Consider the following 24,622-nt stretch of genomic DNA (forward strand, 5'->3'; position numbering starts at 1 on the left):
TAGGAAGCCCGCTCTTCGGAGCTTCGACATATAAAAAAATTCAATTGGGGCAGTTTGGAAGGAGAAGATGTTGGCATGAAAAAGTGGACTTATGTATTGACTCTCTTAACGTTAGTATTGGTGCTGGCCGCATGCGGTAGCAAGCCGGCGGCAGACAACGATGGAACAAATGCCTCAGGCAATGCAAGCGGTGAAACGACGAAGCTGGTCGTCGGCGCAACTCCGGTTCCGCACGCAGAAATTTTGAATCATATTAAGCCGCTGTTGAAGGATCAGGGCATTGATCTGGAAATTAAAGAGTTTACCGATTATGTTCAACCGAACGTGCAGGTGCATGAGAAGCAGCTTGATGCGAACTTCTTCCAGCATAAGCCATACATGGACAACGAAGTGAATACGAAGGGCTACAAGCTGGTGAGCGTTGGCAACGTGCATGTGGAGCCATTCGGCGCGTATTCCAAAAAAATAAAATCCATCGATGAATTGCAGGATGGTGCGACAGTTGCCATTCCTAACGATGCGACGAACGGCGGACGCTCCTTGCTTCTGTTAGAGAAACAAGGCATCATTAAGCTAAAAGAGGGCACAGGTCTCGAAGCAACGGCTCGCGACATTGCAGACAATCCCAAAAATCTGAAGTTCAAAGAGCTGGAAGCCGCGATGCTGCCGCGCGCCTTGGATGAAGTCGATATGGCGCTCATTAACACGAACTATGCGCTGCAAGCTGAATTGAATCCGACGAAGGATGCGCTCTTCATTGAAGATAAAGATTCTCCGTATGCAAATATTTTGACCGCCCGCGAAGATAACAAAGACAGCGACGCAATTAAGAAGCTGGTTGCCGCGCTGCAATCCGACGATGTGAAGAAATTCATCGAGGACAAATACAAAGGAGCGATCGTTCCAGCGTTCTAATGATTGCAGTTCAATGGAACAGATCTATATAGCCTTGGCGTTTTATGGCATATTCATTGGAAGATGAGAAGCCTTAACGCCAAGGCTTTTTTACTATTAAGTTAATGGATGCCCGTTCCATCCTTGGCCACACTCTCCCCCTCATTCAGAATGGCATCTTCTGATGGAAAGGGAGAATTCGTTCTGTTGTTCTCCCCTTGCAAATCATCTATACTGGACATGGATGTTCTTTGAAGCGCCGGGAGGAGGATTGCGACGTTGGAACAACAGCGTAAGATTGCTCTGGTTACGGGGAGCGCCAAGGGCCTAGGCAAGATGGCGGCCATGACGTTAGCCGATGCCGGACACGATATCGTCTTGAACTACGTGCATAGTGCGCAGGAAGCGGCGGAGCTGAAGCGGGATATTGAAGCGAAGGGTGTCCGGTGCGCTGCCATTCAAGCCGATATTTCGCAAATGGACGATATTAAACGGTTGGTGCAGACGATGAAGGAAGAGATGGGACCCGCCGACATTGTCGTGAACAATGCCGGGCCGTTCGTTCGGGAGCGTCGTTTGTTTGCCGATTATACGGAAGAAGAGATTTTGTATTTGTTAAACGGGAACTTGACGGGCGTTATGCTGCTCGATCATCTGCTGCTTGATTCGATGCGGCGCAAAGGCTGGGGACGAATCATTCATTACGGTTTTGGCCATGCCGGAGAAGCGCGCTCGTGGCCGCATCGCGCCGTATATGCTGCGGCCAAGGTCGGGCTCGTCTCCTTTACGAAGACGCTTGCCGTGGAGGAAGCCCCGCATGGCATTACGGTAAATATGATTTGTCCTGGAGATATCCGCGGTGACAACAAAGAACGGCGCATCGATGAAGTGCAGGACGTTAAGGACGAGGAAACGCCGCGTGGCCGTCCGGGCACCGGTGAGGATGTAACCCGGGTGATTCGATTTCTGTGCGAGCAGCGATCGGATTTTATAACCGGCAACATTATGAATGTATCTGGCGGACTCGACCCGATACGGGCCAATATAGGCAGATGATGTAAGCCGGAATGACAACTTCTTTTCGTGCGTGTTTAAAAGATGACTTTTTGAACAACCTCTAATAAGGGTGTATATAATGTAATCTGAAGCTTAATGCCCCTATCTTGGTAAGGACGCGAGTCGTCGAGCTTATCGGATGGAGGGCGTTTTTTTCATATCGTTATCGATATAGACAGGTGGTAGACAAGGATGAGCCGACTGACGAAAGAATTGGCGCAGGAAATTGTAACTCGGACCATGCAGGTTATTCATTATAACGTGAACGTCATGGATGAAAGAGGGCGAATTATCGGTTCCGGCGACCGCTCGCGCTTATATCAGAAGCATGAAGGGGCACTCATCGCGATTGAGCGGAAGGGACGCTTCGAAATTGACGAGGAAAGCGCACGCAAGCTTCAAGGGGTGCTGCCCGGCACGAATTTGGCTATCAAATTTCAAGGCGAAGTCGTCGGGGTCATTGGCATTACAGGCGATCCGAACGAGGTGACCAAGTACGGCGAGCTGGTGAAAATGACGGCGGAAATGTATTTAGAGCAAGCCGATCTGTTGGAAAAAGCCCAATGGGACAAGCGGATGAAGGAAGATTTTCTTCTCTCTGTCATTCATGCGGACGGAAAGGATATTGCCACGCTGCGCCTCCAAGCGGAACGGATTGGCTTCAATCCGGATAAGGCGCGGGTCGCGTGCCTAATGGAGCTGACAGGCACGCAAAACGCCGATTCGTTGCCTACGCTCAAGCGGGTGGTCGAATTACTGGAGGGGCGGCCAACCATCGACTTAATTGCCATTCGCAATACGCGTCAAATCGTGGTGTTCAAGCCCCATCTCCATCCGCGAGAGCCGAACACGGATATATGCGAAGGCATCCGGCACATTCGCAGGCTGCTGGAGGAGAAGCAGATCGCGCCGCTTTGCATCGCCGTTGGCAAAGCTTATTCCGGCATCGACGGATTAATTGCGTCATACCGATCCGCGCAAGATACGATGCGGGCAGGACAAGCGATTCTCCCGGAGCAGACCGTATATTATGGTGAAGATATGCCGAACGAGACGGTAGCTGCCAATGTGAAGCCATCTTGGGTGGCGGAAGAGCTGCATTGGCTGTGGCGGCGGTTTGCGCAGGAGGATAAGAGCGGGGAGCTGCAGCAGACGCTGCAGGCTTATTATGAGGAGAACGGCGAGCAGCAGCGTGTAGCAGAGCGGTTGGCGATTCACCGCAATACGCTTCGCTACCGCCTGCAGCGCATTCACGATGTGACAGGCAAGGATCCAAAGCATTTTCGCGACTTATATACGCTGATGACGGCCCGCTGGTTGAGCGCTCTGGCAGAGAAGGACCCGGAAACGGATAACGTATGGAAGAAACATATTTGAATTGTGCATTTGAACAAAAAACACGTTCATTAAAGCGCTGTATTTCATTTTTATGCATGATGAAGCGCTTTCAAATTACAGGTACAGTAATAGTACAACGAATTGCTACAACACCTTAGGGGGTTTGAACTATGGACGTATCTGTATCTGTACTCGGTGCTTTGACGGCATTGGTCGTAGCTATTGTGCTCATATTGCGTAAGGTCCCTCCGGCCTATGGCATGATGATTGGCGCGCTGGCTGGCGGGGTTGTCGGCGGAATCGGACTGGTTGATTCCGTAAACTTGATGATGGATGGCGCGAAGGGCATGATTCCGGCCGTGCTGCGCATCTTGGCAGCCGGCGTGCTTGCCGGCGTACTGATTGAGTCGGGCGGGGCGAAGACGATTGCCGAAACATTAGTCCGGAAGGTTGGCGAGACGCGCGCTCTGTTCGCATTGGCGTTTGCGACGATGGTGCTGACGGCGGTCGGCGTATTCATCGACGTCGCGGTCATAACGGTGGCGCCGATAGCGCTGGCGATTGCGCAGCGCGCTGACTTGTCCCGTATGGCGATACTGCTCGCCATGATTGGCGGCGGGAAAGCCGGGAACATTATGTCGCCGAATCCGAACGCGATTTCGGCGGCGGAAGCGTTCAACATTCCGCTGACATCGATGATGATGGCAGGGATTATACCGGCGCTGCTGGGCCTTTTTGTCACTTATATGATTGCGAAACGGTTGGCCAATAAGGGCACGAAGATTATGGCACAGGAAAGCGTGGACGATGGAGAACAGCAGCTTCCAAGCTTCCTGGCAGCGATGATGGCTCCGATAACGGCGATTGCGCTATTGGCGCTCCGTCCGTTGGCGGGTGTGGTCATCGACCCGATTATCGCTTTGCCGGTAGGCGGCTTCGTTGGCGCCTTGTGCATGGGCCGTATCAAACAGATTAACCAATATGCGATATCGGGCTTAGGCAAAATGACTGGCGTGGCTGTTATGCTGCTCGGTACGGGCACGCTCGCAGGAATTATTTCCAATTCCCAATTGAAAAACGTTATTATCGACAGTCTGGCTTCTTCCGGCTTGCCGGCTTACTTGCTTGCGCCGATAAGCGGTGCGTTAATGTCCTTGGCCACGGCTTCGACGACGGCAGGAACTGCGGTAGCGAGCTCGGTGTTCGGCTCAACGATTATGGAGCTTGGCGTCGCTTCCTTGGGCGCTGCGGCGATGATTCACGCCGGGGCGACCGTCTTCGACCATATGCCGCACGGCAGCTTCTTCCACGCAACGGGCGGAAGCGTCAATATGGCGATGAAGGAGCGGTTGCGCCTTATTCCGTATGAAACATTAATCGGTTTTGTCTTGGCCATTGTATCGACATTGGTGTTCGGCGTGTTCGGTTGGTTCTTGTAACAAGATTCGGCCATGTGTCTATAAAGGTTGATAGAGAGGGAGTGGAGAGAATGAAGGTTGTTATTGCTCCAGACTCATTTAAAGAGAGCTTATCCGCATTAGAGGCATGTCATGCCATAGAGAAGGGATGGCGCAAGGTGTTTCCCGATGCGGAAATGGTAAACGTGCCGATGGCTGACGGCGGGGAAGGCACGGTACAGTCCTTGGTGGATGCGACAGGCGGGCGATTGATTCACTGTGAAGTGACGGGACCGCTCGGCACGCCTGTGAAAGCGTTCTACGGCATGCTTGGCGACGGGAAGACGGCGATTATCGAGATGGCGGCGGCATCGGGTCTGGCGCTGGTGCCGCAAGACCTGCGCAATCCGCTCGTGACGACGACGCGCGGCACGGGCGAGCTCATTGTATCGGCGCTGAACGAAGGCGTCAGCACGATTATTCTCGGGCTTGGCGGCAGCGCCACGAATGATGGCGGCGCAGGCATGGCACAGGCGCTCGGGGTGCGGCTGCTTGACGCAGACGGCTCGGAGATTGGACATGGCGGCGGAGAACTGCATCGCATTGCCCGCATCGAGATGACCGAGGCCGATCCGCGGCTTAAGCGGGTTACATTCGTGGCAGCGTGCGATGTGGATAACCCGCTGACCGGAGAGAGGGGCGCCTCGGCTGTATTCGGCCCCCAGAAAGGGGCCGGGCCGGACATGGTGCGTCAGCTCGACGGCAATCTCGTGCATTATGCGGCCATGATTAAGGAGTGCTTGGGCAGCGACGTGGAACGGATGCCCGGCGCAGGAGCTGCCGGCGGGCTTGGCGCGGGCGTGCTCGCTTTCTTGGACGCTGAGCTGAAGCGGGGCGTTGACATCGTCATCGAAGCGACTGGACTTGCTTCGCATGTGAAGGATGCGGATCTCGTCATTACGGGTGAAGGCCGAATCGATAGTCAGACGATTTTTGGCAAAACGCCAATGGGAGTGGCCAAGACGGCCAAGCGATACGGGGTGCCTGTCATTGGCATCGCGGGCTCGCTGGCGGATAGGCATGAAGTCGTGCATGAGCATGGCATCGATATGGTGTTCCCGATCGTGCCCGGAGTATGCACACTTGAAGATGCGTTGCATAGAGCAGCACCCAATATGGAGCGGACGGCGCGCAACATTGCGATGGCGTTAAAGTGCGGCAGCAACCTGGCATAATACGATGGCGCTATGAGGCGGATGCTTCCTTTCTGGAAGGCACCCGCCTCTTTTTAACCACTATCTATTGCTTTAGGAGCTAGCCGATTGATGACGGTCACAAAATTTTCATGGGGCTATTGCCGAATATGATGAATTTCATGCTGACTTGCGTTACTCTTAATAGATAACAAGTAAATGTGTAAGTTGCCTATTTCTTTGCTCGACTAATCTACCTCTACATCGATGGGAGCCGGAAATAATGGAATTCAGGGTAAAGGATTTGTTTCAAATCGATACACTAAAGCAAGCGTTCGTCGTCAGCGGCAAGCAGGGCCTGAATAACCCGATTCGCGGAGTGACAATCATAGAGGCGCCGGATATTGCGGAATGGATTAGCGGGGGAGAATTGCTGCTGAGCAGTCTATATCCGCTGCAATCTTACAACCATAGCGAGCAGCAAGCCTTCATGGCGCAGTTGTCCGAGAAAAAAGTAAGCGCTTTAGTTATAAAGACGGGGCGGTTTGTCCATGACATCCCTTCCGGCATAATTGAAGCGTCGGAGACGCACCATCTGCCCGTCATTCAAATTCCGAAACAAGTCCCTTACCGTGAAATCATGTATCCGGTGATGGAATCTCTCTTTAACAACCAAGTGATCAAGCTCAAATATTTTAAGGAAGTCCATGATAGATTTATTGCGCTTACGCTTGCCAATAAAGGCTCGGACAATATTATCGCTTCCTTGAAAAAGCTGATTGGCAATCCCGTTACCCTGTATGACCGGAACTTCTGCCCCATATCGGCAACCGATCCGCATTTGGTGCAGTTTGAGGTATTGGAACAGGAGGAAGCGGATGCTGCCCGGACGGGTACGGAATTTCCTTGTTACCGGCAGCGGGTAATCTATCCGGATTGGAGCGGAGGAACGTGCGATCATTTTGTCATTCCGGTTGAAACGGTGAATCATATAAAGATACATCTCGTTATCCATGAGATGTGCAAAACTGTGGAAGCGCTTGATTTCGTTGCGATTGAAAACGCAGCCACCTCCTTGTCGCTCGAACTCGTCAAGCAATATGCCGTAGCTGAAGTGGAAATGAAGTTCAAAGATGACTTAATCGATGATCTGCTGCACGCCAAGATTGAATCGCTGCAGAGCGTATATCAGCGAGCCAATTTGATCGGCTGGGATTTGAACAAGACGTACGTCGTTGTGCTGTTCCGCCTGCGGAGTGTGGATGCTTGCGATGAGCAGGAGGCGGACTTGTATGGTCTTCATAATCCATATCAACACATGCTGTATGAATTAATTCAGCAGCAGGTTCCGGAAGGCACCATCCGGAACCGGAGCGATCAGCTCGTTGTATTGTGGAATGTTGACAGCGCCCAAGGAGATAAAACAGCCTGCTTGCGCACGATTAAGGAGGCAGCTAAGAGCATCCAGCAAATATTTTGCAAACGTATACAACATCTCGATTTGCAGGTGGGCATCGGGAACGCGGCTCATGCTATATCGGAGCTGCCCCGCAGCTATAAGGAAGCTCAGGATGCTTTACAACTCGGGACGATGATTAGAGGGAAATCCGCGATCGCAGCCTTTTCGGATTTGGGCATATATCGATTGCTCTGTCAAATCGAAGACGCTGACGAACTTGCTAATTTCATTCCGCCTTCGTTAAAAAAATTGCTCGCCTACAAGCAGCCGAACCGGGAAGATTTGATCAAAACGTTGCAAACGTTTTTACAGCATCATCAAAACGCCGCGAAAACAGCCGAAGATCTGTACGTCCATTATAAGACCGTGACGTACCGGATTGAACGCATCAAGGAAATTACCGGTATTGATATGGAAGATCCGGATGAGATGCTGTCTGTGCAAGTCGGTTTGAAAATTCTCGTCCTGCTTGGGGATAAAAATCTCTCTTTACAAACAGAGCAAGCAGGCGTGTGATCAAGGTATAATATGGGTTTTGGCATTCAGGCTCCGCTTCATGAGGGTAGAACCGCTCTCATGGAACGGAGTTTTTTTATAATTGGATCTTATTTATCCGATCTGGATAAAAAAACGGGGTGTTTTTTATCGAGATGCCTCGATGTTATTCATTTTTAAAGCGTTTACAATCAAGATGCAAGCAAAAACGGCCTTGAAAATGCGAGTTCAAAAAGGTCAGTTTTCAGCACCGAGAAGGTTGCATGAACTCGAAGCGTATGCGCTTCTTACGAGTTGTGCTCCGCAAAACTTGTAAGGGGCAGCGCCAAGCTAACCTCTAAAAGGTTGCGCCACGGATAAGCGGAATGCCATTTATCCCGCTTGGATAATGCACACATCTTGCAGAAAGGACAGATACGATCATGGAAAATATCCAAACGGAAACCATCCGCCTTGTCGAGTGGCTGAGCCAATTCGGCAATGACCCGGATGGAGGCGTCTCGCGCCTGCTGTATTCCAAGGAGTGGACGGCTGCACAGAAAGCATTGGAGCAGTACATGCAAGAAGAAGGGTTCACCACTTATTACGATGAGATTGGCAATTTGTACGGACGGTTGGAAGGAAGCCAGCACCCCGATGAAACGATTATGAGCGGTTCCCATGTGGACACGGTGCGCAATGGCGGAAAGTATGACGGGCAATACGGCATTATCGCGGCCTTGATGGCGATGCGGGACTTGAAGCGGCAGTATGGCCAACCGCTGCGCACATTGGAAGTGGTGTCGTTCGCGGAAGAAGAGGGCAGCCGCTTTCCTTATACATTCTGGGGAAGCAAAAATCTTACGGGCGTGGCAAAAAAGGAGGATGTCCTGGAAATCGCCGATTTCAATGGCGTGCCTTTCACGGAAGCGATGGCACAAGCGGGATTCCGCTTCCGCGATGAATCGGCGGAACCGCGCCCCGATATTAAAGCGTTTGTCGAACTGCATATTGAGCAGGGCAGCGTATTGGAACATGAAGGCCTGTCGGTAGGCGTCGTCCACAGCATCGTAGGCCAGCGGCGCTTTACCATCGAGATTGCCGGAGAAGCCAACCATGCCGGAACGACGCCGATGGGATACCGCAAAGACGCGGTTCATGCGGCAGGCCGGATGATTCAGCAAATTCTGGATCGGGCGCAAGCGTATGGGGATCCGCTTGTGACGACAGTTGGCAAGCTCGAAGTGAAGCCGAACGTGGTGAATGTCGTGCCGGGCAAAGCGTTATTCACCTTGGATATCCGCCATACGGACAAAGAGGAGCTGATCCGATTCACAGGCGAGGTGACGGAGTTGATGCAGCACACCGCCAGAACAAGCGGGGTGGAGTTGAAGATAGACATGTGGATGGATGAGGATCCCGTCCCGATGAACAACCGAATTCTTGATGTATTGGAACGGCAGTGCAGGGAACATAACATCCCGTTCAAGCTGATGCATAGCGGAGCAGGTCACGATTCTCAGATTATGGCGAAATTTGTGCCTACGGCTATGCTGTTCGTGCCAAGCCGCAAGGGGATTAGCCACAATCCGGAAGAATATACCAGTCCAGAGCATCTTGCAGACGGCGTTCAAGCTTTGACCCATGCGCTGTATGAGCTGGCGTACCAAGCATGATCGGCAACGAAGACAGGGCAAGCAGACAGGCACAAATCGATTTGCGCTGAGGAGAGTGGGAATTGTGAGGGACGCAAGCCAACAGGGAAAGTGGGAATATTGGAAAAAAGTCATCGTTATGCTTTGTCTCGGATGGACGGTCATTTGGATCTACCGCACCATCTTGAACCCGATTCTTCCCGAAATTCAACGAGATTTGAATGTAACATCAGATGCGAGCATGGGCCTCATCTTCAGTGTGTTTTTCTTTGCCTACACGATGATGCAAATTCCGTCGGGGCTGCTGGCGGACAAGTTCGGACGGAAGGCGATAATCATTCCGGGATTTATCCTGTTTACCGTCGGGGCTGTCCTCGTCGGATTCTCCACCTCGCTCATGTTCATATTGGTAGCGAGCTTCATTACGGGATTGGGACAAGGCACTTATTACGGTCCGGCCTATTCCATCTCGTCGGAGACGATCCCGAAGGAGAAGCGGGGCATTTCCACGGCTATTATTAACAGCGGTTCCGCCATTGGCATGGCCATAGGTCTCATCGGATCGAGCTTCCTCGTGAAGGATGCCGGCTGGAATTGGCGGGTGCTCCTCTTTATTACGGCAGGCTTGGCGTTCAGCTTAATGCTCGTGTTCGCCAAAAATATCAAGAAGACCGCGGCGCCGTCCAACACGGCAGCGGAAGGCATCGAAGAAGATGGTCAGGATAAGGCAACATTGAAGCGGTTGTTAGCCAATCCGAAAATGATTGCTTCCTATGTGCTTTATTTTGCGACCTGCTACGGGTATTACATGATCGTGACCTGGCTTCCGTCTTATTTGCAGGAAGAACGGGGCTTTCATGGGACAGCTATCGGCTTCGCAGCCGCTTTGGTGGCATTCAGCGCCGTGCCCGGCGCCTTGCTCTTCAGCCGGCTGTCCGACAAGTTCATGCACAAGAAAATTACGTTCATCATCATTTTGGAACTGCTGGCTGCGGTCATGTTATATTTGACCGTTTCTGTCGGCACGAACACCCTGCTAATCGTTTGTCTTATCTTGTATGGCTTCCTCGGCAAGCTGGCCGTCGAGCCTCTCTTAATCTCGTATGTGGCGGATATTGCGCCGAAGCAAGGGGTCGGGGCGACGTTCGGTTTCTTCAACTTTTTCGGCATGATGTCATCAGTCGTGGCTCCGTTCGTCACCGGACTCATATCCGATGCGACGGGCAGCAAGGTATTGGGCTTCTATCTGGCGACGATCATCATTGTCGTCGGGGCGGCGGTTATGCTGCTGGCTAATGTGAAGAAGACGCCTCAGACGCGATAAACTCCGACTTTTTGACATTCGATATTCCAATGGGTTCATTAGAAAAAGGAGAGTGTGTAACATGGGTTATCCGCAAGATTTGTTATCGAGCCGCTCCATTATCAAGCGTGGCAACTTTGCTTTAATTCCGCCGGAAGGCTTGGTTAAAAATATTGTGCCTGGCTTTGAACAATGTGATTTGACGATTTTGGCTTCCCCGCGTCTCGGCGCCAAATTCGTCGATTATGTGGTGACGATGCACGAGGGGGGCAAGAACGTGCAAGGCTTCGGCGAAGCTGGCGTGGAAACATTCGTGTACTGTATGGAAGGCCGGGTGAAGGCTTCCGCGGATGAAGAGTCATTCTCGCTGCAGGAAGGCGGTTACTTGTATTGTCCGCCGGGCGTTAAGCTGTACTTGGAGAACGAGCAGGCTGAGGATACGCGATTGTTTTTGTACAAGCAGAAATATACGCCGCTGGAAGGGAATGCCTCTACTCCATGGGTTGTTGCGGGGAACGTGCACGATATTGAGGAAATCGATTACGACGGCATGATGAATGTGAAGCTGAAGGACTTGCTTCCAACTGATCTTGCGTTCGATATGAATTTTCATATTTTGTCGTTTGAGCCAGGCGGCTGTCATCCGTTCGTGGAGACGCATTATCAAGAGCATGGGGCGATTATGCTGTCCGGTGAGGGCGTCTATAATCTGGACAATGAATGGATACCGATTAAAAAAGGGGATTACCTGTATATGGGGCCTTATGTGCCGCAAGCGACTTACGCCGTAGGCAGAGAACCGTTCGCCTACTTGTATTCCAAAGATTGTAACCGGGATGCGTCCCTGTAAGCGATATGGATCAACCGCTACCTGTTGCCGGCCGAACCGGCAGCAGGCGGAGGCGGAATACATGCAAAGAGGGAATTGACATGAGAGTAACCAAACGGAAACTGCATGAGCTTATCCAAACAAAATTGTCCCGTGCCGGATTGTCTGCCGGCCATGCGGATGTGGTGGCGGACGTGCTCGTTCATGCCGATGTCCGCGGCGTCCATTCGCATGGCGCCATGCGGGTCGAATATTATGCGGAGCGCATTGCGAAAGGCGGAACGAACGTGAACCCTCGCTTTACGTTCAACAAGACAGGGCCATGCTCCGCCGTGTTCGACGGGGATAACGGCGCCGGGCATGTGGCGGCCAAGCAGGCGATGGAAGAGGCAGTGAATATAGCCAAGGAACACGGCGTTGCCGTGGTTGGGGTAAGACAAATCGGGCACAGCGGCTCCCTGTCCTATTATGTGCAGCAAGCGGCGCGGGAAGGGTTAATTGGCCTCTCCGTCTGCCAATCCGATCCGATGGTCGTGCCTTTCGGCGGGGCCGAGCCTTATTATGGCACGAATCCGATTGCCTTCGCCGCGCCCGGCGAAGGCAGCGCGCTCATGACCTTCGATATGGCGACGACTGTCCAAGCTTGGGGGAAGATTTTGCATGCCCGTTCGAAGCACGAGCCGATTCCGGATACATGGGCGGTGGATGAACGGGGCGTGAGGACGAATGATCCGTTTCAAGTACACGCGCTGCTTCCGATTGCAGGTCCGAAAGGATACGGTTTGATGATGATGGTCGATGTGCTGTCCGGCATTTTGCTGGGTCTGCCATTCGGCAACCAGGTCAGCTCGATGTACCACGACCTGACCGAAGGCCGGAATCTGGGCCAGCTTCATATTGTGCTTGACCCGTCCTTTTTTACCGATCTGGAGACGTTCCGGCGCAACATCTCGAAGACGATGCGTGATTTGAACGGCATTAATCCGGCCCCGGGCTTCGAGCGCGTTCTCTATCCGGGTCAGAATTATGACCTAATCGAGCAGGAGAACGAAGCTAACGGCATTGAGATTGTAGATGAGGTATATGACTATCTCGTGTCGGATGTCGTTCATAACAACACTTACGATCATAAAGATCCGTTCGCCACGTAACAGTTGCATGATAGGAAATGTCAATACAATCAAAACGGACAACCAGAGGTGAACCAAAATGCTGCATACGATCATTAAAAAAAATTCGTATCAAGATTCAGTCAATTTGATGCTTCTGACCAATCATATTTCTGCGCTTGAAGGCGTGACGCAAGCGTCTATCATGATGGGGACGCCGGCCAACAAGGACATTATGCGCAATTCCGGATTGTATACGGATGAGTTGGAGCAGGCTGGAGCCAACGATATGTGCATTGTTATCGATGCCGAGGCGCACAGCAAGCTGGATGATATTCTCGCTGCCGTTGACAGCTTCTTAAGCGACCAATCGGTCAGCAGCAGCCAGTCTTCCATCGAGAGCGTACGCTCGTGGGAGCGCGCGCTGAAGGAGAACCCGAATGCCAATCTGGCCATTATTTCGGTACCCGGTCAATACGCGGCGGCAGAAGCGGACAAAGCGCTCGATTATGGCCTGCACGCCTTCATTTTTAGCGACAATGTGCCGGTGGAAGAAGAGTTGAGCCTGAAACGGAAGGCTCATGACAAAGGGCTGCTTGTGATGGGTCCTGATTGCGGCACGGGTATTTTGTCAGGCGTTCCGATTGCCTTCGCGAATCGGGTGAAAGCGGGCAATATCGGCATCGTCGGCGCCTCAGGCACAGGCATTCAAGAGGTGACGACGCTGATCGACCGTATGGGCGGCGGCATCAGTCACGCGATTGGCACCGGAGGACGTGACCTCTCGGAGACCGTCGGCGCGATTACAATGTTGGACGGCATCCGCGGGCTGGCGCACAATGACCAGACCGAGGTGATCGTCATCGTGTCCAAGCCGCCTGCCAAGGCGGTGCGCGATAAGGTGGTGCGCGAGCTGCAAGGACTCGCGAAGCCGGTGGTCACCCTTTTCCTCGGAGAGAAGCCCGCCGTACACGAAGGGAATGTCTATCAAGCCTATACGTTGGAGGAAGCGGCGATGATTGCGATCGACCTGGCCAAAGGCGCCGCAGTGGAGCCGCTGTATAGCTTGCCGCTCGATGTGCCGGAGACAGTATTGAATCCGGGCCAGACCTCGATTCAGGGCTTGTATGCCGGCGGCACATTGGCTGCCGAAGCGGCGATGCTCATCGCGGATGCGCTTAAGCTGAAGGACGGGCTTATTCATGAGGCCGGTTATGTCCTCAAATCGAGCGGTCATGCCATAGTTGATTTGGGCGACGATATGTATACGCAAGGCAAGCCGCATCCGATGATCGATCCGGCTACTCGGATTCAGCATATCGAGAAGGCGGCGCAAGATCCAGCCACGGCGGTCATTTTGTTCGATGTCGTGCTGGGGTACGGCGGCCATAACGACATGGCGGGCGTGCTGGCGCCGGCTATCGAGAAGGCGGCAGCCAAGGCGAAGGCGGAAGGGCGCAACCTCTATTTTGTGGCGGCACTGTGCGGCACTCATCAAGATCCGCAGTCTTATGCGGAGCAGAAGCGTAGGTTCGAACAGGCAGGCGTAATTGTCAAAGAGAGCAACAATCAAGCGGTGCGCACTGTGCTGGCCATGATGAAGCTCGGCCTTGAAGACGTGCCGAAGGCGCATCGTCCGGCGGCAACGGCTGTTCCCGAAGCGTTCTCCGCCTCTGCTGCTGTCGAAGCGCTGCTTGGCGGGAAGCCATCCGTCATTAATGTGGGTTTGCAGAAGTTTACGGAAGCCATTACTGCAAGCGGTGCCACGGCGCTCCAGTACGATTGGCGGCCGGTTGCAGGAGGCAGCGTGAAGATGCAGCGCATATTAAGCCAATTGAACGATTACCGGTTCACGAATTAACTTAATAACCGCGTCAATGATGAATAATCGACGCCGCAGATGAACAGCTGGGAGGAAATCTCATATGAAATATCAGACTATTGATGAAGCCAATCAGGCGGTTATTGATAAAATTGCCGGCGGAACGCCGTTTCTCGTCGATGTGGTGCCGGCACGCACCGTCATTCCGGAGTTGGAAGGGAAGACGCTGCTGCATGCGGGGCCGCCGATAGCATACAAGGACATGACGGGCCCGATGCAAGGCTCATGCGTAGGCGCCGCTTTATTCGAGGGCTGGGCGAAGGATGAAACGGAGGCCCGCGCCATGCTTGAACGGGGCGACATCCATTTCATCCCGTGCCACCATGTCAAGGCAGTCGGCCCTATGGGAGGAATCACGTCCGGCAATATGCCGGTATTCGTAGTCAATAACCGTTCCGAAGGCAATGAGGCTTACTGCATCATGAATGAAGGCATCGGCAAGGTGCTTCGCTTCGGCGCTTATTCGGAAGAGGTCGTCACCCGATTGACATGGATGAAGGACGTGCTTGGTCCGGTGCTTTCCCGAGCGCTCAAGGCGACGAAGGAAGGACTTAACCTGAACGTCATGATCGCGAAGGCGGTTACGATGGGAGATGAATTCCATCAACGCAACATTGCCGCTTCGCTCGTCTTTTTGAAAGAAATCAGTCCTTATATCGTCAATCTCGATATGGATAAGCAAGAGATGCGGAACGTCATCAAATTTTTGGCGGACACCGATCAGTTCTTCTTGAACATCATGATGGCAGCGACCAAGGCCGTGATGGATGGAGCCCGCACGATCGAAGCAGGCACGGTCGTCACCGCCATGTGCCGGAACGGAAGAGACTTCGGAATCCGCATCAGCGGCATGGGAGACGAATGGTTTACCGCACCCGTAAACACGCCGCAGGGGCTCTTCTTCACCGGATATTCGCAAGCAGACGCCAATCCGGATATCGGCGACAGCGCCATTACGGAAACGTTCGGCGTCGGAGGGATGGCAATGATTGCCGCGCCGGGCGTTACGCGGTTTGTCGGCGCCGGAGGATTTCAAGATGCCTTGGCAACGAGTAACGAAATGGTCGAGATTTCTATCGACCAGAACCCGAACTTTACGGTCCCGACCTGGAACTTCCGCGGCATTTGTCTCGGTATTGATGCGAGGAAGGTAGTGGAAACAGGAATTACGCCTGTCATTAATACCGGTATCGCCCACAAGGAACCGGGAGTGGGGCAGATTGGCGCCGGTACGGTTCGTCCGCCTGTGGAATGCTTTGAGAAAGCGCTTGAAGCTTATGCGTCCAAGCTCGGACTCTTGTAACGCACCGCTATATACGTCGTGTATCATGGGGGAGGAGGTTCACGCTCAACTTGCGGCACTCCTCTCCCGGAGGCCGATCGGACGCGTCCACAGCATCTTCGAGAACGGAATCAACTTGGCTATGGGAGACGCGCTGGTATTTGTCGGGACAACGAAGAACGGCAGACTTCCGTTCGGGATTCATATGGGACAAGAGAGCGTGAGAAGGCTGCGCTTCTATGTCAGACGTTATGACGCAGTAGTTGCAGGGACGCCAGACATGATTCAATTCCATCATCCCGCATATCCGTTTATGCTTGATCTTTCGCAAGCCGCGCCATTCCATTATGGAATCTGTGCCGATCGTTACCGCACTTTTCGTGATATATTTCACGTGAACACATTTATGAAGATATGTCTTTCTTGGGGCGTGCCGACCGGACTCGATGTGGAATGGGACCGCTTTCTCGCGAATAATTATATGCCGGATGACCCGCAGTACGTCACGGTACAGCATGCGGAACAACTGCTTGATGCCTTGTTGTCTGGCGAAGTCCGTGTCATCGAATCGCATTTGCGCTATTTTCTTGGCCGCGGGAAAGGGCTGACGCCATCGGGAGACGACTTTCTTATCGGATTGTTGGCCGTCCATACGATGACACAAGCTTTTCATCCGTCTTTTTTAACCACCTTGCGTCATATTGTAGAAAGAGAAGACATCACGACGGACGTGAGCAAGGCTTATTTGCTCCATGCGCTGCATGGCCGTTTCAGCGACAAAGTAACCCATGTATTGAACGCGATGTTTACGGAAGATACATCTCGTTTTCAAGCCAAGCTTGCACAATTGCTGCACACCGGACACAGCTCCGGAATCGATACGGCATTCGGGATCGCCAATGCCATCATGGCCCTAAGGAGGTATGAACATGTCAGAACGAGTTGTGATTGCATTGGGGGGCAACGCCATTTTGCAGCCTCATCAAGAAGCAACCTATGAGAACCAGCTTGAAAATGTACGGAGCAGCAGCGAAATTATTGCCGATATCGTACAAAAGGGCTACGAAGTGGTCATTACGCACGGCAATGGTCCGCAGGTAGGATTGATTTTGCAGCAAAATGAAGAAGCGAAAGAGGTCGTCCCTCCATTTCCGCTAGACGTGTGCAATGCGAAGTCTCAAGGATTGATCGGTTACATGCTCGATCAATGCTTGAAGAATGAGCTGCGGAAGCGGGGATTGACGCAGCAGGTCGTCAGTGTGCTGACACAAACGCAGGTGTCTCAGGAAGACGAAGCCTTCCGGCATCCGACTAAACCTATCGGCACCTTCTACAGCGAAGAGGAAGCCAAGCAGATGATACAGAAGAAGGGCTGGAACATGCGGGAAGATGCGGGCCGGGGGTGGCGTCGCGTCGTTCCTTCTCCGCAGCCGCAATCCATTTTGGAGTCAGAGACCATTATGAAGCTTGTCGAGAGCGGAGCGATTGTCATTGCTTCCGGAGGCGGCGGCATTCCGGTTGTCCAACAGGAGGACGGAACGATTAAAGGCGTCGAAGCGGTCATCGACAAGGATCGCAGCGGACGCAAATTAGCCCAGGAAGCAAACGCCGATATCTTCATGATGGTGACCGATGTGAAGAATGTGTACATTCATTACGGAACACCGGAGCAGCAGGCGCTGGGCCAAATCAGTACGGGGGAAGCCAAACGCTATGTCCGGGAGGGGCATTTCTCCACCGGCAGTATGGGGCCGAAGATGGAGGCGGCCGTGTCGTTTGCGGAACAAGGCAAGCATGCCATTATATGTTCGCTCGAAGAGGCCGCTTTGGCTCTCAACGGAACAGCCGGGACGCATATTTCCTAATTACGCCGGCACAAACAAAGAGGCTGCAGCAAGCGGCAACATACCGCCTGCACACAGCCTCTTTTTCATTAAAATACTTGAACAACTTCCTTAACGCCTTCCACTTCTTCCACCAAAGCGCGTTCGATACCCGCTTTTAATGTAATGGTGGAGCTAGGGCAGCTGCCGCAAGCGCCCATTAAGCGCAGCTTTACGATGCCGTCCTCAACGTCGACCAATTCGACGTCGCCGCCGTCGCGTTGCAGAAACGGGCGCAGTTTATCCAACACTTCCAGCACTTCGTCGTACATGCCGACTTGTGTATTTTCGCTCATTTTTGCCAACTCCTTTCATCCATGCTGCTTTTATTATATTATAAAGCTAACTGAATTCAAAGGCGCAAGATGAAGGAAGGGATAAAGTCAATGCGGCCGATCATAGAATTCTGCGTCAACAATATGCACCATGGGACAGATAGCGTTATGAAGCGCTTCGAACAGAATCCAGAATATGATGTGCTGGAGTATGGGTGTCTCGGTCAGTGCGGAGAATGTTATATGTTTCCGTTCGCTTATGTCAACGGAGAGATCGTAGCAGCGGAAGCCGCTGAGGAGCTCTATGATAAGATTATGGCAAAAATAGAAGAACTGAAAGCATGGGAGCAGTTGGACGTCGATTGACACGCTGCTCCCTTGTTTGTTTATCCTTTATGATGCTTGGACATCCATAATACTCCGCTCTTGATGACGCGAGGCACATAGCCAACGACGGCACGTTTGCCGACGACGCCGAACCCGGATTTTTTGCCGAGCGCGCCCAGGACGCCCTTCAGCTTGATTTTGCCCAGTTTCGGCGTTTCTCCTTGCCACATCGCCCGTATGACGTCGGCAATCTGCTCGCCTTGGGCTCCCGCCGCTTGCGCGCTGGGAGAGAAGGGCAAACTTGCACAGTCTCCGACGACGAACACGTTCGGATAATCCGGAATTTGGTGATACGGGTTAATAATGACGCGTCCCTGCGGATCCTTCGGCACGAGCAGCTTCTGTACCGCTGCTACCGGTTGAATGCCTGCGGTCCATACGGTTACATGGGAATGAATTTCCTCTTCCCCGTCATCCGTGCGATTGTAAATAACGCCGTCTTCCAGGCGGCTGACGTTGACATGGGAGCGAAGCTCAACCCCGTGCTCTTCGAACCAGCCGGACACGAAGCGCGATAGCTTCTCCGGGAAGGAGGACAGGACGCGGCCGCCGCGGTCCAAAATGCGAATGTTCAAGTCAGCCCGGCTCTCGCGCAGCTCCGCCGCCAGCTCGACCCCGCTCAGGCCGCCGCCGACAATATTGACTTGCCCGTAAGGCTTAATGTCATTCAGCAGCTGGTAGGTGCGTCTTGTGCTCGCGAGCGATTGTATGCTGTTGCCGAACTGCTCGGCCCCCTCGATGTTGTGGTATTTGTCGGTGCAGCCGAGCCCTATGACCAGATGATCATAGCTGAGCGGCTCGCCGTTGCTGAAATGAAGAAGCTGCGCATCCAAGTCAATCGCTTGCACGTTGCCATAGTGGATATGCACGCGCGGATCGTTGGGAAATTGAACGCGAATCTCCACGTCCGACACCGCACCGGCAGCCAGCGCATAGTATTCTGTCTTTAAACCTTGATAGGGCATACGGTCAACCAATTCAAGCTGCACATCAGCAGGCAGTTCGCCCTCAAGCAAACGCCCGATGATGGCCAAACCTCCGTAGCCGCCTCCTAAAATGACGTATCGTTTCATCCTTTCGACTTCCCCCCATGATGCCGAATATGTTAGAAAGATGTTGTGTCGCCGCTAGCGGCGAGTACGTCGTATGGCTCCACTCGTCTGTCTAGGTTGCCGATTCTTACGCTGTCTATCCAAAAATAACATTAGGTTCTTATCTATATATCCTAAGTCAGCATACCAAAAAACCGTAATTACTCGTACACTTTCACTTCGTTATAGAACGTATCCCGCTCTATCGGAATGCGGCCGGCCCCTTTGACAAGCCAAATCAACTCATCGCGTGTCAGGCCTTCTGGAGTTAGCGCGCCTGCCGCATGGCTGATTCGCTCCTTCACGATCGTGCCGTGCACATCCGAAGCGCCGAAAGTGAGCGCCACTTGTGTAAGCTGTGTCCCGATATTGATGAAGTACGCTTTAATGTGCTGAATGTTATCCAGCATCAGACGGCTAATCGCGATCGTTTTCAAATCCTCGTACGCCGAATTGCGGCGTTTGATGCTAGCCTTCGGACTCTTCGGCTGCATGGAGAGCGGGATGAACACGAGGAATCCGTTCGTCTCGTCCTGCAGCTCACGAATCTTAATCATGTGGCTTACGCGATCTTCATGCGATTCGATGGCGCCGTACAGCATCGTCGTGTGCGTCTTCATGCCGAGCTTGTGCGCAGTGCGATGCACCTCCAAGTAACGGTCTACGCCCGCTTTCTCGACACGCATCTTCTTGCGGTACTCGTCCGACAAAATTTCAGCGCCGCCGCCTGTCAAGGATTGGAGCCCCGCATCCATCAATTGGCGCAGCACTTCCTCGATGCTCAAGCCGCTAATGCGTGTATAGAAATCAATTTCCGCCGCAGTATATGCCTTGAGCGTCACATTCGGATAGGTCTGATTGAGAATGCGCAAGGAGTCCACATAGTATTGGAACGGAACGTGCGGGTTGTGTCCGCCTACGATGTGGAATTCGCGCACGTCAGGATGAATATGCTGATCCACATAGTTGATCATTTCCTGTCCGGACAGCGTGTACGATCCGTCTTCGCCTTGATCACGGCGGAAATTGCAAAATGCGCAGTGCGCTTCGCAGACATTCGTGAAGTAGAGCGACATATTTTCTATAAAGTACACTTTTTTACCGTTTTTGCGCAGATTCGCAAGGTTGGCCAATTGACCTAAGGTTAACAAATCGTCTGTCTCGTATAAATAGACGCCGTCTTCCAGCGTCAAACGTTCACCGCGTTCGACTTTATCCGCGATTGCAGCCATGCGGGCATCCGCATGTCGTGTCATGACTGTGGTCATACACAGGCCTCCTTTGTTATTCATGCCTTGCATAGGTGATGGCAAATTTGCGAATGGCACTATGAAGCATGTCCGGTATTCGTCTTTGGTCTCCAAACAAAATAAAAACTCCGCGGCGGAGACGTTCCGTCGGAGATTGCAGTGAAACGTATCACATTAGCTAGTCATTTCCATTATACTCTTGCCTCTCAGATGGGGCAATACATGAGAGGATCTGGTAGGGTGTATTTTCCATAAACTTCGTTCTCTTGTATCTGCCAAGCCGGATGGTTATACTTAGAAATACGAGGAGGGATTAGAATGATTACAATCAGCGATACTGCGGTTGAAAAAATACAAGAAATGCTGGCTCAAGAAGAAAATGAGGGACTGTTCCTTCGTCTGGGCGTGCGCCCGGGCGGTTGCAGCGGCTTCTCCTACGGAATGGGCTTTGATGACGAAGAGAGCGAAGCGGACGTTCATATGGAAGTGAGCGGCATGAAAATCGTCATTGATAAAGAAAGCATGCCATATTTGAATGGCCTCGTTATTGACTTTAAAGAATCCGGCATGTCGGGCGGATTTACGATCGACAATCCGAACGCCATTGCAACATGCGGGTGCGGCTCAAGCTTCCGTACGGCGAAGGACGAGGGCAAAGCGGAGAAATGCGACGATTAAGCGCGGGACAGTTAATGGCAGACCTCTCTAATGGTTAATGTTGATATTAATCATTAGAGAGGTTTTTTAATTTGAATAGCATATGGTCTCGTGTTCTATAATAAGTTGAACTATTGAATTTCTTGATTAAAGTTTTCCCCTTCGGTCAGTAACAACGATTCAGCATCGCCAGGACGCTCTATGGTGTGGTCGAATGGTTGTTATAATAGCGGGAGGGAGGGTCTCCAACTGCAATTATGCATTTGAGAGTACCTTACTCACGCCGTTCGTCAAGCTGGACTGCAATCGTGCAGTTCATTTTCATATAATTGCATAGATAGTGGTAGTCTCCTCGCTTTGCAATGCACATTTGCAGTTCAAACGCCGAAAAAGGCGGTATTTCGCCAAAACAACTGCACATTAGCAGTTCGTCGGCTTGTTAACTTGCGTCTCTGCTTGCTTGCCCAGCATCTTCGGTTGTTCTGCCGCTTTATTGCCGAGCAGCCTGCTGCGAGTCCAGTGAAATCTTTGTCATAGATTCAGATAACGCTGAAAGCTTACATTATAATGCTTGCGAAAGAGGAAACCCGTTAGTGAAAACCTGCTATTCTTTTATTTTTTTGCCAAGCAGCACCATAAACCAAATGATAGAAGCGCCTAGTATAGCGTGCCCCAAGCCCGCGATGTGGCTCAATCCGTTCATATCCGTTCCGTTTACTTGCAGGATGCCGCGGACCGTCATGGCGATTAAAGTAATCATGAGACCGCCATTATATACGAGATACCACGGACCGAATGAACGAGTTTCATGGACGCGGAAGCTTTTGGCGAGCAGCGTGAGGATAAGAAAGAAAATGAATCCCAACACCAAAATGTGAGTATGCAACGGTTTGAGTGTCGTGTATGCCGTGAAATCGTTTATTTTAGTAAACTCGCGAAAAAAGATACCTGCCACTAATCCGAGAATGGCATAGACAAAAGAAGTTACATATAGTTTTTTCAACGTGATGCTCTCCTTTTCAATTTCATGCGATTATGTATCGCTTGTATGGAGTATAGTCGAGAACTGTGAACTGAAGATGAATGGACGGTTACAAATCCGGAAGCCTGACTGTAAATGCCGCGCCCGCACCGGCATTGTTAGTCGCACTAACGGTTCCTTCGTGCAATTCAACGATTCGTTTCACGATAGACAATCCGAGTCCGGTTCCGTGGGTATTTCCCTTTCGTTTGTCGTACTTGTAAAAACGGTCAAATAAATAGGGAAGCGCCTCAGCGGGAATTCCTTCGCCCGTATCCGAAAATATCACCTCTACTTCATGCAGCAGTTTTCTACATTTTATATGGAGCTGTCCTCCGGGTGCAGTGAATTTGATCCCATTGCTGAGCAGATTGCTCCAGACTTGATGAAGCAGGCCCGCATCACCTGGAATGATGACTTCTTCAAGCTCCAAGTCCAGCTGTAAATCTTTCTCGCTCCATAATGGCTCCTGAACGATTATGATCTGTCTCAGCTGCTCATCCAAGCGAAAGGGGGCGCGCTTCAACGATTCTTTTCCCCGCTCCAGCGCAGCAAGCGTCAAAAGCTGACGTCCCAGACCGGACAGCCGCGAGCTCTCATCGTCGATAATCTGCAAATACTTCCGCTCTTGCTCCGGCGGGAGCGGATGATCCAACAGCTGTCGGGCCAAGCCTCGAATGGAAGTGAGCGGAGATTGGATTTCATGTGACACGTTCGCCACGAATTGCTTCTGCATGGCGTCCACTTGTCCCAGTACGGCTGCCATGCGGGTAAATCTGCGCGCCAGCACGCCGATTTCATCTTTGCGTGTAATGTCGAGCCGGACGTCATAGTTTCCATTTTCCAGCTTCATCGTCGCGTCGGTGAGCCGATGGAGGGGACGCACGAGATATCGCGTTTTGATGGCGATCAGCACAAGGCTGATGACGAAGGTGCCGATGAGCAGGACAGCGACTAGTATGCGCACTTCTTCGGTCTGCTGCACCATATCAGGCCGCACGAACAAGGCATGTCTTGCGCCAGCGAGCTCGACCGGAGTTCCATAGCTTAGCTCGAGACGGTTCTCGAATACGGTTGGAACAAACCAGCTTTGCTTGTGGATACGCATGCCTTGATAGGTGCCGCCTTGCAACACGGTGTCGATAATTGCGGGCGACAAAGATACGTTATCGAATGCTCTTCCATACGTCTTGATGTGTCCGGCCTCGTCGATGACATAGAGCTGATACCCGAGCTTCGACAATGAACCGAGCAGTTCGTCGACAGAAGAGGGGCTGCCGGTCATCTGTTCGCCTAGTTCGGAAAGCGCAGAACCGACTTTTTCCATTTTTTGTTCGTAATTATCGGTTAGGGTGTGGCTATATGCAAAATTAGCTGCGAAAAAGGCGGCGGTAAAGCTGACGATCACGATGACGGCGGAAAACAGGACAATGCGCGTATATAACGTGTTCATGCATCGCGTACCTCCAATTTGTATCCTAATCCCCGGATGGTGACGATGTGAAAGTCGCTGCCGCTGTCGTGAAACCGTTCGCGCAGCCGCTTGATATGTACGTCAATCGTGCGGGCATCGCCCTCGTAGTTGCTGCCCCATATCCAATCGAGCAATTGATCCCGCGTAAAGATACGGCCAGGGTAGGCGGCCATTTGGGCGAGCAGCTCAAATTCTTTGCGCGGCAGCACGTGCTCCTGCCCGTTTACCATTACGGTATAACTCAGTCTGTCGATTACGGTATGCGGAAATCGTATCATCGAATCCGACACAATCTGATATCTTCGCAACAAGGCTTTCATGCGGAAAAGCAGTTCTTTCGGTTCAAATGGCTTGACCATATAGTCATCGGTTCCTGCCGCAAATCCCGTTTCTTTATCTTCCAGCTCGCCCAAGGCGGTCAGGAGAATGACGGGAATATCGTAGGACGTCCTAATTTCAGAGCAGAGCGCCCAGCCGTCTTTAACCGGCATCATCACATCGACGATCGCGATATGGACGGTCTCCCGCTGCAAGATGTCCGCAGCCGCCTGTCCATCGGCTGCTTCGAGCACATGATACTGTTCCGATTCAAGAACGAGGCGCAGCAGGGCACGGATATTCGGATCGTCGTCTGCTGCTAGCACATTGATTTTCATATATTACAACCTCCTGGAGAATACAATCTTATGATATCCGCCGCCAACTGCGGTTAT

Annotated in this window: 22 protein-coding genes; 16 read left to right on the top strand and 6 right to left on the bottom strand. The window is 52.2% G+C overall.

What is annotated here, in order from left to right:
* The first annotated feature begins 75 nt into the window (after positions 1-75).
* The 14 genes from JSQ80_RS17000 to arcC all read left to right on the top strand — a co-directional run bounded on the left by JSQ80_RS17000 (position 76) and on the right by arcC (position 17,736).
* Positions 76-915, top strand: coding sequence for a MetQ/NlpA family ABC transporter substrate-binding protein (locus JSQ80_RS17000; protein WP_206096098.1), 840 nt, complete (start codon positions 76-78; stop codon positions 913-915).
* Between the two features lie 258 nt (positions 916-1,173).
* Positions 1,174-1,950, top strand: coding sequence for an SDR family oxidoreductase (locus tag JSQ80_RS17005; RefSeq protein ID WP_087435938.1), 777 nt, complete (start codon positions 1,174-1,176; stop codon positions 1,948-1,950).
* 192 nt (positions 1,951-2,142) lie between these two features.
* On the top strand, positions 2,143-3,327 hold the full coding sequence (locus JSQ80_RS17010) for a sugar diacid recognition domain-containing protein (protein WP_206096099.1): 1,185 nt from the start codon (positions 2,143-2,145) through the stop codon (positions 3,325-3,327).
* Positions 3,328-3,458: 131 nt separating this feature from the next.
* The gene (locus JSQ80_RS17015) at positions 3,459-4,727 is read left to right on the top strand and encodes a GntP family permease (RefSeq protein ID WP_087435940.1); all 1,269 of its coding nucleotides are present in this window, start codon (positions 3,459-3,461) and stop codon (positions 4,725-4,727) included.
* Between the two features lie 50 nt (positions 4,728-4,777).
* Complete coding sequence (locus tag JSQ80_RS17020) at positions 4,778-5,920, top strand: glycerate kinase (RefSeq protein WP_206096100.1); 1,143 nt, start codon at positions 4,778-4,780, stop codon at positions 5,918-5,920.
* 241 nt (positions 5,921-6,161) lie between these two features.
* Positions 6,162-7,853, top strand: coding sequence for a PucR family transcriptional regulator (locus JSQ80_RS17025; protein WP_087435942.1), 1,692 nt, complete (start codon positions 6,162-6,164; stop codon positions 7,851-7,853).
* Between the two features lie 401 nt (positions 7,854-8,254).
* On the top strand, positions 8,255-9,487 hold the full coding sequence (allC, locus tag JSQ80_RS17030) for an allantoate deiminase (RefSeq protein ID WP_087435944.1): 1,233 nt from the start codon (positions 8,255-8,257) through the stop codon (positions 9,485-9,487).
* Between the two features lie 64 nt (positions 9,488-9,551).
* A complete protein-coding gene (locus JSQ80_RS17035) occupies positions 9,552-10,790 on the top strand; it encodes an MFS transporter (protein ID WP_087435945.1) in 1,239 nt (412 codons plus the stop codon).
* Between the two features lie 61 nt (positions 10,791-10,851).
* Positions 10,852-11,619 (top strand): (S)-ureidoglycine aminohydrolase, encoded by a 768-nt coding sequence (gene allE / locus JSQ80_RS17040; protein ID WP_087435946.1) that lies wholly within the window; start codon positions 10,852-10,854, stop codon positions 11,617-11,619.
* A gap of 80 nt (positions 11,620-11,699) precedes the next feature.
* On the top strand, positions 11,700-12,749 hold the full coding sequence (gene allD / locus JSQ80_RS17045) for an ureidoglycolate dehydrogenase (RefSeq protein ID WP_087435947.1): 1,050 nt from the start codon (positions 11,700-11,702) through the stop codon (positions 12,747-12,749).
* A 58-nt stretch (positions 12,750-12,807) separates the two neighbouring features.
* Positions 12,808-14,568 carry an acyl-CoA synthetase FdrA gene (gene fdrA, locus JSQ80_RS17050; RefSeq protein ID WP_206096101.1) on the top strand — a complete coding sequence of 587 codons (1,761 nt, stop codon included), beginning with the start codon at positions 12,808-12,810 and terminating at the stop codon, positions 14,566-14,568.
* A gap of 64 nt (positions 14,569-14,632) precedes the next feature.
* The gene (locus JSQ80_RS17055) at positions 14,633-15,892 is read left to right on the top strand and encodes a YlbE family protein (protein WP_087435949.1); all 1,260 of its coding nucleotides are present in this window, start codon (positions 14,633-14,635) and stop codon (positions 15,890-15,892) included.
* Positions 15,893-15,917: 25 nt separating this feature from the next.
* On the top strand, positions 15,918-16,871 hold the full coding sequence (locus tag JSQ80_RS17060; RefSeq protein ID WP_240463700.1) for an oxamate carbamoyltransferase subunit AllH family protein: 954 nt from the start codon (positions 15,918-15,920) through the stop codon (positions 16,869-16,871).
* The gene (gene arcC, locus JSQ80_RS17065; RefSeq protein WP_206096102.1) at positions 16,801-17,736 is read left to right on the top strand and encodes a carbamate kinase; all 936 of its coding nucleotides are present in this window, start codon (positions 16,801-16,803) and stop codon (positions 17,734-17,736) included. Before JSQ80_RS17060 ends, arcC begins: the two co-directional genes overlap by 71 nt.
* A gap of 68 nt (positions 17,737-17,804) precedes the next feature.
* Here arcC and JSQ80_RS17070 read toward each other — a convergent pair whose 3' ends face one another.
* Complete coding sequence (locus tag JSQ80_RS17070; protein WP_019423746.1) at positions 17,805-18,050, bottom strand: NifU family protein; 246 nt, start codon at positions 18,048-18,050, stop codon at positions 17,805-17,807.
* Between the two features lie 90 nt (positions 18,051-18,140).
* Between JSQ80_RS17070 and JSQ80_RS17075 the strand changes: the two genes are divergently transcribed.
* Positions 18,141-18,395, top strand: coding sequence for a YuzB family protein (locus tag JSQ80_RS17075; protein WP_087435951.1), 255 nt, complete (start codon positions 18,141-18,143; stop codon positions 18,393-18,395).
* A gap of 20 nt (positions 18,396-18,415) precedes the next feature.
* Here JSQ80_RS17075 and JSQ80_RS17080 read toward each other — a convergent pair whose 3' ends face one another.
* Complete coding sequence (locus JSQ80_RS17080) at positions 18,416-19,489, bottom strand: NAD(P)/FAD-dependent oxidoreductase (protein WP_206096103.1); 1,074 nt, start codon at positions 19,487-19,489, stop codon at positions 18,416-18,418.
* Positions 19,490-19,668: 179 nt separating this feature from the next.
* The gene (gene mqnE, locus JSQ80_RS17085; RefSeq protein ID WP_206096104.1) at positions 19,669-20,775 is read right to left on the bottom strand and encodes an aminofutalosine synthase MqnE; all 1,107 of its coding nucleotides are present in this window, start codon (positions 20,773-20,775) and stop codon (positions 19,669-19,671) included.
* Between the two features lie 300 nt (positions 20,776-21,075).
* On the opposite strand from mqnE, the gene JSQ80_RS17090 reads away from it, so the two are divergent.
* On the top strand, positions 21,076-21,435 hold the full coding sequence (locus tag JSQ80_RS17090; RefSeq protein WP_087435954.1) for a HesB/IscA family protein: 360 nt from the start codon (positions 21,076-21,078) through the stop codon (positions 21,433-21,435).
* A gap of 583 nt (positions 21,436-22,018) precedes the next feature.
* On the opposite strand, the gene JSQ80_RS17095 is transcribed toward JSQ80_RS17090, so the two are convergent.
* The 3 genes from JSQ80_RS17095 to JSQ80_RS17105 all read right to left on the bottom strand — a co-directional run bounded on the left by JSQ80_RS17095 (position 22,019) and on the right by JSQ80_RS17105 (position 24,565).
* Entirely contained in the window at positions 22,019-22,417 is a 399-nt protein-coding gene (locus tag JSQ80_RS17095) for a DUF2871 domain-containing protein (RefSeq protein ID WP_087435955.1), read from the bottom strand.
* A gap of 88 nt (positions 22,418-22,505) precedes the next feature.
* Entirely contained in the window at positions 22,506-23,888 is a 1,383-nt protein-coding gene (locus tag JSQ80_RS17100) for a sensor histidine kinase (RefSeq protein WP_206096105.1), read from the bottom strand.
* A complete protein-coding gene (locus tag JSQ80_RS17105) occupies positions 23,885-24,565 on the bottom strand; it encodes a response regulator transcription factor (RefSeq protein ID WP_087435957.1) in 681 nt (226 codons plus the stop codon). Before JSQ80_RS17105 ends, JSQ80_RS17100 begins: the two co-directional genes overlap by 4 nt.
* Positions 24,566-24,622: the final 57 nt, after the last annotated feature.

The organism is Paenibacillus apiarius (genome assembly GCF_017052585.1).
GTDB classification, from domain to species: domain Bacteria; phylum Bacillota; class Bacilli; order Paenibacillales; family Paenibacillaceae; genus Paenibacillus_B; species Paenibacillus_B apiarius.

Bases quoted from the DNA above. Each gene is read 5' to 3' on its own strand.
- allD (WP_087435947.1), top strand. From the start codon at position 11,700: ATGAGAGTAACCAAACGGAAACTGCATGAGCTTATCCAAACAAAATTG.
- JSQ80_RS17105 (WP_087435957.1), bottom strand. From the start codon at position 24,565: ATGAAAATCAATGTGCTAGCAGCAGACGACGATCCGAATATCCGTGCC.
- fdrA (WP_206096101.1), top strand. From the start codon at position 12,808: ATGCTGCATACGATCATTAAAAAAAATTCGTATCAAGATTCAGTCAAT.
- JSQ80_RS17075 (WP_087435951.1), top strand. From the start codon at position 18,141: ATGCGGCCGATCATAGAATTCTGCGTCAACAATATGCACCATGGGACA.
- mqnE (WP_206096104.1), bottom strand. From the start codon at position 20,775: ATGACCACAGTCATGACACGACATGCGGATGCCCGCATGGCTGCAATC.
- JSQ80_RS17080 (WP_206096103.1), bottom strand. From the start codon at position 19,489: ATGAAACGATACGTCATTTTAGGAGGCGGCTACGGAGGTTTGGCCATC.
- allC (WP_087435944.1), top strand. From the start codon at position 8,255: ATGGAAAATATCCAAACGGAAACCATCCGCCTTGTCGAGTGGCTGAGC.
- JSQ80_RS17100 (WP_206096105.1), bottom strand. From the start codon at position 23,888: ATGAACACGTTATATACGCGCATTGTCCTGTTTTCCGCCGTCATCGTG.
- arcC (WP_206096102.1), top strand. From the start codon at position 16,801: ATGTCAGAACGAGTTGTGATTGCATTGGGGGGCAACGCCATTTTGCAG.
- allE (WP_087435946.1), top strand. From the start codon at position 10,852: ATGGGTTATCCGCAAGATTTGTTATCGAGCCGCTCCATTATCAAGCGT.
- JSQ80_RS17060 (WP_240463700.1), top strand. From the start codon at position 15,918: ATGGGGGAGGAGGTTCACGCTCAACTTGCGGCACTCCTCTCCCGGAGG.
- JSQ80_RS17020 (WP_206096100.1), top strand. From the start codon at position 4,778: ATGAAGGTTGTTATTGCTCCAGACTCATTTAAAGAGAGCTTATCCGCA.
- JSQ80_RS17070 (WP_019423746.1), bottom strand. From the start codon at position 18,050: ATGAGCGAAAATACACAAGTCGGCATGTACGACGAAGTGCTGGAAGTG.
- JSQ80_RS17000 (WP_206096098.1), top strand. From the start codon at position 76: ATGAAAAAGTGGACTTATGTATTGACTCTCTTAACGTTAGTATTGGTG.
- JSQ80_RS17010 (WP_206096099.1), top strand. From the start codon at position 2,143: ATGAGCCGACTGACGAAAGAATTGGCGCAGGAAATTGTAACTCGGACC.
- JSQ80_RS17090 (WP_087435954.1), top strand. From the start codon at position 21,076: ATGATTACAATCAGCGATACTGCGGTTGAAAAAATACAAGAAATGCTG.
- JSQ80_RS17015 (WP_087435940.1), top strand. From the start codon at position 3,459: ATGGACGTATCTGTATCTGTACTCGGTGCTTTGACGGCATTGGTCGTA.
- JSQ80_RS17025 (WP_087435942.1), top strand. From the start codon at position 6,162: ATGGAATTCAGGGTAAAGGATTTGTTTCAAATCGATACACTAAAGCAA.
- JSQ80_RS17055 (WP_087435949.1), top strand. From the start codon at position 14,633: ATGAAATATCAGACTATTGATGAAGCCAATCAGGCGGTTATTGATAAA.